6 protein-coding genes are annotated in these 6,879 nt (G+C 62.2%); all 6 read right to left on the bottom strand.

The annotated features are described in order from the left end of the window. Positions 1-124: 124 nt before the first annotated feature. Positions 125-1,123: an ABC transporter ATP-binding protein gene (locus tag NKH95_RS28630; RefSeq protein WP_023810856.1), complete on the bottom strand. Its 999-nt coding sequence runs from the start codon at positions 1,121-1,123 to the stop codon at positions 125-127. Positions 1,124-1,181: 58 nt separating this feature from the next. Then, positions 1,182-2,243, bottom strand: a complete 1,062-nt coding sequence (locus NKH95_RS28625) for a Gfo/Idh/MocA family protein (RefSeq protein ID WP_352553262.1) — start codon at positions 2,241-2,243, stop codon at positions 1,182-1,184. Then, the gene (locus NKH95_RS28620) at positions 2,240-3,079 is read right to left on the bottom strand and encodes a carbohydrate ABC transporter permease (protein WP_127380895.1); all 840 of its coding nucleotides are present in this window, start codon (positions 3,077-3,079) and stop codon (positions 2,240-2,242) included. The genes NKH95_RS28625 and NKH95_RS28620 overlap by 4 nt, the downstream gene beginning before the upstream one ends. A 223-nt stretch (positions 3,080-3,302) precedes the next feature. Next, entirely contained in the window at positions 3,303-4,232 is a 930-nt protein-coding gene (locus NKH95_RS28615; protein ID WP_352809119.1) for a carbohydrate ABC transporter permease, read from the bottom strand. Positions 4,233-4,480: 248 nt separating this feature from the next. After that, the gene (locus NKH95_RS28610) at positions 4,481-5,740 is read right to left on the bottom strand and encodes an ABC transporter substrate-binding protein (protein WP_352893968.1); all 1,260 of its coding nucleotides are present in this window, start codon (positions 5,738-5,740) and stop codon (positions 4,481-4,483) included. Positions 5,741-5,742: 2 nt separating this feature from the next. Continuing rightward, entirely contained in the window at positions 5,743-6,699 is a 957-nt protein-coding gene (locus tag NKH95_RS28605) for an N-acetylmuramic acid 6-phosphate etherase (RefSeq protein ID WP_352893966.1), read from the bottom strand. Positions 6,700-6,879 lie beyond the last annotated feature (180 nt).

The raw sequence follows: 6,879 nt of genomic DNA, 5'->3' as shown, positions 1-6,879 counted from the left end.
AAACTCCTGGTCATCCTCAATGCAAAAGCACGCGATGCGCGCAACGAGTTCGTAATTGCAACTTGACACCCCAGATAGTCGCTCTCCCCCCTCCGGAGGGAGAGGAAAGGAAGAGGGTGTCAAGCTACTTCAACACCTTCCCATCAGCGCCAAACCGATACGTCTTCGCCGGATCCGGCGTCGCATACAGCGTGGCACCCGGCTCGGCATCATAAACACCAAAGATCCGCACGGTGATCAGACCGGCCTTCTCGCAATCGAGATACAGATTGGTGTCGGCGCCGAGGTGCTCGGCGTGCACCACCGTTCCCTTCCAGGCGCCGGATTTCGGATCGACGGTCAAATGTTCCGGCCGCACGCCGATGGTCTTGGCGGTTTCGCCGAGGCGGGCGCCGTCGACGAAATTCATCTTCGGTGAGCCGATGAAGCCGGCGACGAACTCATTTGCCGGCGAATTGTAGAGCTCCATCGGGCCGCCGATCTGCTCAATCCTGCCGGCATTGAGCACGACGATCTTGTCGGCCAGCGTCATCGCCTCGACCTGGTCGTGGGTGACGTAGATCATCGTTGCCTTCAGCCGGCGATGCAGCTGCGCGATCTCCAGCCGCGTGTTGACGCGCAGTGCCGCATCGAGGTTCGAAAGCGGCTCGTCGAAGAGAAAAAGCTTTGGCTCGCGCACCACGGCGCGGCCGATGGCGACGCGCTGGCGCTGGCCGCCGGAGAGTTCGGCCGGCCGTCTTTCGAGATAGGGCTCCAGCGACAGCATCGATGACGCGATGCCGATGCGGCGCTCGATTTCGGCCGCCGGCGTTCCTGCCTGCTTGAGGCCAAGGCCCATATTGTTCTTCACCGTCAGATGCGGGTAGAGCGCATAGGTCTGGAACACCATGGCGATGCCACGCTTGGCCGGCGGCGTGGCCGAGACGTCCGCGCCGTCGATGACGACGCGGCCCGAGGTCGAATCCTCCAGTCCGGCAATGACTCTGAGCAAGGTCGACTTGCCGCAGCCAGACGGGCCGACGAAGACGACGAACTCGCCGTCGTTCACTTCGAGGTTGATGCCCTTCAGCACCTCGACCGGCCCGAAGGCCTTCTTCACGTTCTCAATGTTCAGCGAGCCCACGGCAGTCCTCCAAATTGGAATGTGGGCGCGAATGCAACCCGTGACGACAATTCTGCGGTCACAATCGCACCGCCTTTCCACTGCGCACGCTCTCGTCTGCGGCAAGGCAGACGGCGAGCGATTTGACCGCGTCGTCCATATGTTTGGTGAGATCCAGATCCTCGCGGATCGCCTTCAGCACGAAGGCCTGTTCGAGGTCGCAGAGGTCCTGATGGCCGGGTTCGCCCTCCATTGACAGCATCTCGTCGGCTTTGAGAAACTTGCCGTCCGCGCCGGTCGCCGCATTGTGCAGGCGGATGGTGGAGGTCTTGGTGTGGGTGTCGATGTCGTCGGACTTCACACCTTCCTTCATGACGATCGACACGCAGCCATTGGGCGAGATGACGTCCTTCACAAAGAACGCCGTTTCCGAAATCATCGGCCCCCAGCCGGCCTCATACCAGCCGACCGACCCGTCATCGAACAGCACCTGCAGATGGCCGTAATTGTACATCGAGGGTGCCACCTCCTCGGTCAGCCGCACGCCCATGCCACGCACCTCGATCGGTTTGGCATCGGTGATCTGCAGCATGACGTCGAGATAGTGGACGCCGCAGTCGACGATCGGCGACGTCGTCTGCATCAACTGCTTGTGCGTCTCCCAGGTGTGGCCCGAGGATTGCTGATTGAGGTTCATGCGGAAAACGTAGGGGCCGCTTAGCTTGCGCGCTTCGGCGATCAGCCTGATCCAGGACGGGTGATGGCGCAGGATATAGCCGATCACCAGTTTTCTGCCATTGGCCTTCGCCGCCGCGACGACGCGCTTGGCGTCGGCCACCGTCGTTGCCAGCGGCTTTTCGACGAAGACATGGCAACCGGCCTCGAACGCCCTCACCGCATAGTCGGCATGGCTGTCGGAATAGGTGGCGATGCAGGCGACATCGGGCTTTTCGTCACGCAGGGCTTCATCGAAGGAGCGCCTTATGCCGTAACCCGACAGCCTGTCCGGCAGCGGCACGTCGGAGCGGTTGATCAGCGCTGCGATCTGAAAACCTGGATTGGCATGGTAGGCCAGCGCGTGGCTGCGGCCCATATTGCCGAGGCCGGCAACGACGACGCGAAGAGGTGTTTCAGAGTTCACTTGACGGCTCCGGACGTGATGCCGCGGATCAGCTGCCGCGAGAAGATGACGTAGAGGATCAGCACCGGCATGATCGCCAGCGACAGTGCGGCCAGGATGGCGTTCCAGTTGGTGACGAACTGGCCGAGGAAGAGCTGGGCGCCGAGCGTCACCGTCTTGGTTTCTTCTGACGGCGCCAGGATCAGCGGGAACCACAGATCGTTCCAGATCGGGATCATGGTGAAGACGGCGACGGTTGCCATCGAGGGCCTGACCAGCGGCAGCACCAGGCGGAAGAAGATGGTGTATTCGGACAGGCCGTCGATGCGGCCGGCATTCTTCAGATCGTCGGACACCTGCTTCATGAATTCCGACAGGATGAACACGGCAAGCGGCAGGCCCTGCGCGGTGTAGACCAGGATCAGCGCCGTCAGCGTGTTGACCAGCCCGCTCGCCACCATCAATTGCAGGATGGCGACGGTGCCCAGCCGGATCGGGATCATAATGCCGAGCGCCAGATAAAGCCCCATCAGCGAGTTGCCGCGGAAGCGGTATTCCGACAGCGCGAACGCCGCCATGGCGCCGAACAACAGCACGAAGAACAGCGAGGCGACGGTGACGACGAGGCTGTTCTGGAAATAGTGGATGAAGTCGCCCTGGCCGATCACCGTCGTGTAGCCGATCAGGTCGAAGGTTTTGGGCGTCGGCGGCGTCAGCGGCGCGCCGAAGATGCCCGCGCGCGACTTGAACGAGTTCATGATGACGAGGATCACCGGAAACAGCGCGATCGCCGTGTAGGTCAACAGGATCGCGTGGGCGCCGATGGTGCGGGGCACGGAACGGGTGGCGGTGCTCATTGGGAGGTCTCCTGACGCACACTTCCAAGGAATGGCGCCAAGGCACCCCCCTCTGTCCTGCCGGACATCTCCCCCGCAAGGGGGGAGATCGGATGTCGCGACTGCTTTCGCCAATCACCAACGCAGCAAGATGGCCGGCAAGGCCAACGCTGCCAATCTCCCCCCTTGCGGGGGAGATGGCCGGCAGGCCAGAGGGGGGTGTTCAAGCTCGACATCTCGCCCCTCAGAACTGGTAGCGACGCAGGCGCGTCTGGACGAGGAAGAGGTAGACGCAGACGCCGCCGAGGATGATCAGGAACATCATCGTGGCAATCGCCGCGCCCATATTGGGGTCGCCGGTCTGCAGCTGGAAGCCGAAGAAGGCGCGGTAGAGGAAGGTGCCGAGAATGTCGGTCGAATAGTTCGGCCCGGCGAGCGCGCCTTGCGCGGTGTAGATCAGGTCGAAGGCGTTGAAATTGCCGACGAAGGTGAGGATCGAGATAATGCCGATCGACGGCAGGATCAGCGGCAGCTTGATCTTCCAGAACTGTGAAAGGCCGGTAATCCCATCGCATTCGGCGGCCTCGATCACCTCTTCGGGGATCGACAGCAGGGCGGCATAGATCAGCATCATCGGGATGCCGACGAACTGCCACACCGAGATCAGGCTGAGTGCGGTCAGTGCATATTGCTCCTTGCCGAGCCACGGCGTGAACAGGCTTTTGAGGCCGACGAGATCCATCAGATGCGGCGCCACGCCCCACAACGGGGACAGGATCAGCTTCCAGGCGAAACCGACGATGACGAAGGACAGGATGGTCGGAACGAAGATCGCGGTGCGGTAGAAGGCCGCGAATCTGAGTTTCGGGCTGGACAGAAGCGCCGCCAGCATGACGCCGATCGGGTTTTGCACGATCATGTGGATGATGAAGAACCAGGTGTTGTTCCTGAGCGCGTTCCAGAAACCCACCGACCAGTTGGGGTCGCCGAACAGGGTGCGGAAGTTTTGCAGCCCGACGAAGACCTGATGCTGCTCGATGTTGCGGAACAGCGACAGCTGCAGCGTGCCGGCGAGCGGCAGGATCATAATCGCCGAGTAGACGAGCACCGCCGGCGCCAGGAAGATGCCGATGTGCCAGCGGAACGGTCTTTTCGGTCTGATATCTGCGGCCATGAGTTCGGTCCCCGCCGTCTCTCGGTTCCAAAGGGTACCGATCTAGATGATGCCTCGATGCACGGCCCTGACATCCTTACCGGATGCGGCAAGAACAAGGCCTGCGACTGATCAGCTAGCCTTCCCCACAACAGTGAGGGTAAGGCCGGGAGGCGGTGCCGACAATCGCAATCTGAATAGGTGCACTGTGAATGAGGTGGTCCGGAACCGGCCAGGCGTGCGCCCGGCCGGCTCCGTTGCCTGAGCTCTTACTTGGCCGGATGATACCAGCTGTCGAGGCCGGTCTGCAGCTTCTTGGCGGCAGCTTCCGGCGTCTCGGTGCCGTTGATGACGTTGGCCGATTCGACCCAGGTCTCGTTCTCGAGGTTCGGCGTGCCGCGCGACAGGATCTGGTAGGTCGAACGGATCGTCGGCTTGCACTTGGCGCGCCAGGAGACGAATTCCTGCGCCAGCGGGTCTGCCATCTTCACCGGCGAGGAGTTCAGGCTGAAGAAGCCCGGCAGCGCGTTGGCATAGATGGTGGCGAAATCCGGCGAGGCGACCCAGGACAGGAAGGTCTTGGCCGCATCGGCATTCTTCGAAGCCGCATTGAGGCCCATGCCGATATCGGTATGATCGGAGATGTAGCAGGTGTCGCCGGCCTTCTCGACCGGCGGCGGGAAGGCGCCCATCTTGAACTGCGCCTGGGTGTTGAACAGGCCGATTTCCCACGAGCCGGCCGGGTAGATGGCGGCGCGGCCGAGCGTGAACAGGTTCTGGCTGTCCGGATAGGTCTGCGCCTCGAAGCCGTCGCCGAGATAAGGCTTCCACTTGGCCAGTTCCTCATAGGGCGCGACCCAGTCCTTGTCGGTCAGCTTCTGCTCGCCCTTGATCAGCGCCGCGCGACCGTCCTCGCCCTTCCAGTAGTTGGGGCCGATGTTCTGGTAGCCCATAGTCGCGGCTTCCCAGAGATCCTTGGTGCCCATCGCCATCGGGATGTAGGTGCCGTCGGCCTTGATCTTGTCGAGCGCGGCGAAGAACTCGTCGCGGGTCTCCGGCACCTTGATGCCGAGCTTGTCGAAGGCGTCCTTGTTGTAGATGAAGCCGTGGATGACCGAGGCCATCGGCACGCAGAAGCTCGCCTTGCCGTCGTCGGTCTGCCAGGCGGACTTTGCCACGGGCGAGAAGTTCTCCATGCCGGGCAGCGCCGAGAGATCGGCAAGGTTGCCCTTCTTGAACAGCTCGAGCGACTTGTCGAATGGGCGGCAGGTGATCAGGTCGCCCGCCGAGCCGGCGGCGAGCTTGGCGCCGAGCGCTGCGTCATATTCGGTCGGAGCCGACGGCGCGAACACCACCTTGATGCCCGGGTTCTTGGCTTCGAAAGCCGGGATCAACTTGTCCTTCCAGATGGCAAGGTCGTCGCCGCGCCAGCTTTCGATGTTGAGCGTTACGTCGTCGGCATAGGCAACGCCGGCCGAGCCGAGAATGCTGGTGCCCAAAAGCAGTGCCGTCAGTAGTTTCGTTGTCATGCTCAGTCTCCCTGTTGACCTTTTTCAGGTTCGGTTTTGAGAACGGAGGCAGTGCGCCCCTTGCTCCCCTCTATAGCGGAAAGGGCCGGCCGCAGCTTCTGGCCGGCCTCTTCCAGTATTTTCTGCGCCGCGTCAGCGCTGGCGGCGCCGGCGGCGAGCAGAATGGCGGTCTTGACCGCGCCGCCGCTCTTCTCGAGCAGGCGGGCCGCCTCGTCCGTGTCGCGCCCGCTGACGGCGGCGACGATGCGCGCCGCGCGGTCGCGCAGCTTGATGTTGTCGGCCATGAGATTGACCATGTAGCCGTCATGCACATGGCCGAGATGGATTGCGGTCAGCGTCGACAGCATGTTGAGCGCGATCTTCTGGGCGGTGCCGGCGCCCATGCGCGTGGAGCCGGCGATCAGCTCCGGTGGCGTTTCGAGCAGGATGGCGGTTTGTGCCTGGCGCAGCAGCGCAGAGTCCCTGTTGTTGGCGATACCGATAGTGGCAGCGCCGCGGCGCGCCGCTTCCTCGATGGCCCGCACCGCATAAGGCGTCGTGCCACTGGCGGAAATGGCGATCAGGCAGTCGCCCTTGCCGAGGCCCGCCTTGGCGACCGCTGCCGCGGCCTCCTCGGCATCGTCTTCCGGCCCGCCGGCCAATGTGCGGAAAGCGTCGTCGCCGCCGGCGATCAGGATAGCAATGCGGTCGCGGTGAATACCGAAGGTGCCGGGCAATTCAAGCGCATCGGCCAGCGCCATCAGGCCGGAGCTGCCGGCCGCCGCATAGGCAAGCTTGCCGCCACTCTTCAACCCACCGGCGATGATTTCTGCTGCCCTGGCGATGGACGGGATGGCATGGCGCACAACTTTTGCGGCTTCGATCTGCGCGTCGGCCAAATAGGAAAGGATGGCGTCCGGGGCTTGGATATCCAGCCCCTCGGCATTCTGGTGAAGCGCTTCGGTGCGCGTTTCGGCCATCCCGGTTCCTCCAATACCAGAACAATACCAAAAAAATACCACTTGTCCACACGCATTAACGAATTCGCTGGCCAGAAATCGCTGAGCCGACGAAATGCATAGGTTTTTCAATAAAATACGGCTTAATCTTTTTGAAACGGAAATTAACCCTTGGCTATTGGTATTTTATTGGTATTATCC

Source organism: Mesorhizobium sp. M0848 (assembly GCF_040319805.1).
Classification (GTDB): Bacteria; Pseudomonadota; Alphaproteobacteria; order Rhizobiales; family Rhizobiaceae; genus Mesorhizobium.
The sequence above is the reverse complement of the archived record's forward strand: the minus strand, read 5'-3'. Positions and strand labels throughout refer to the sequence as shown.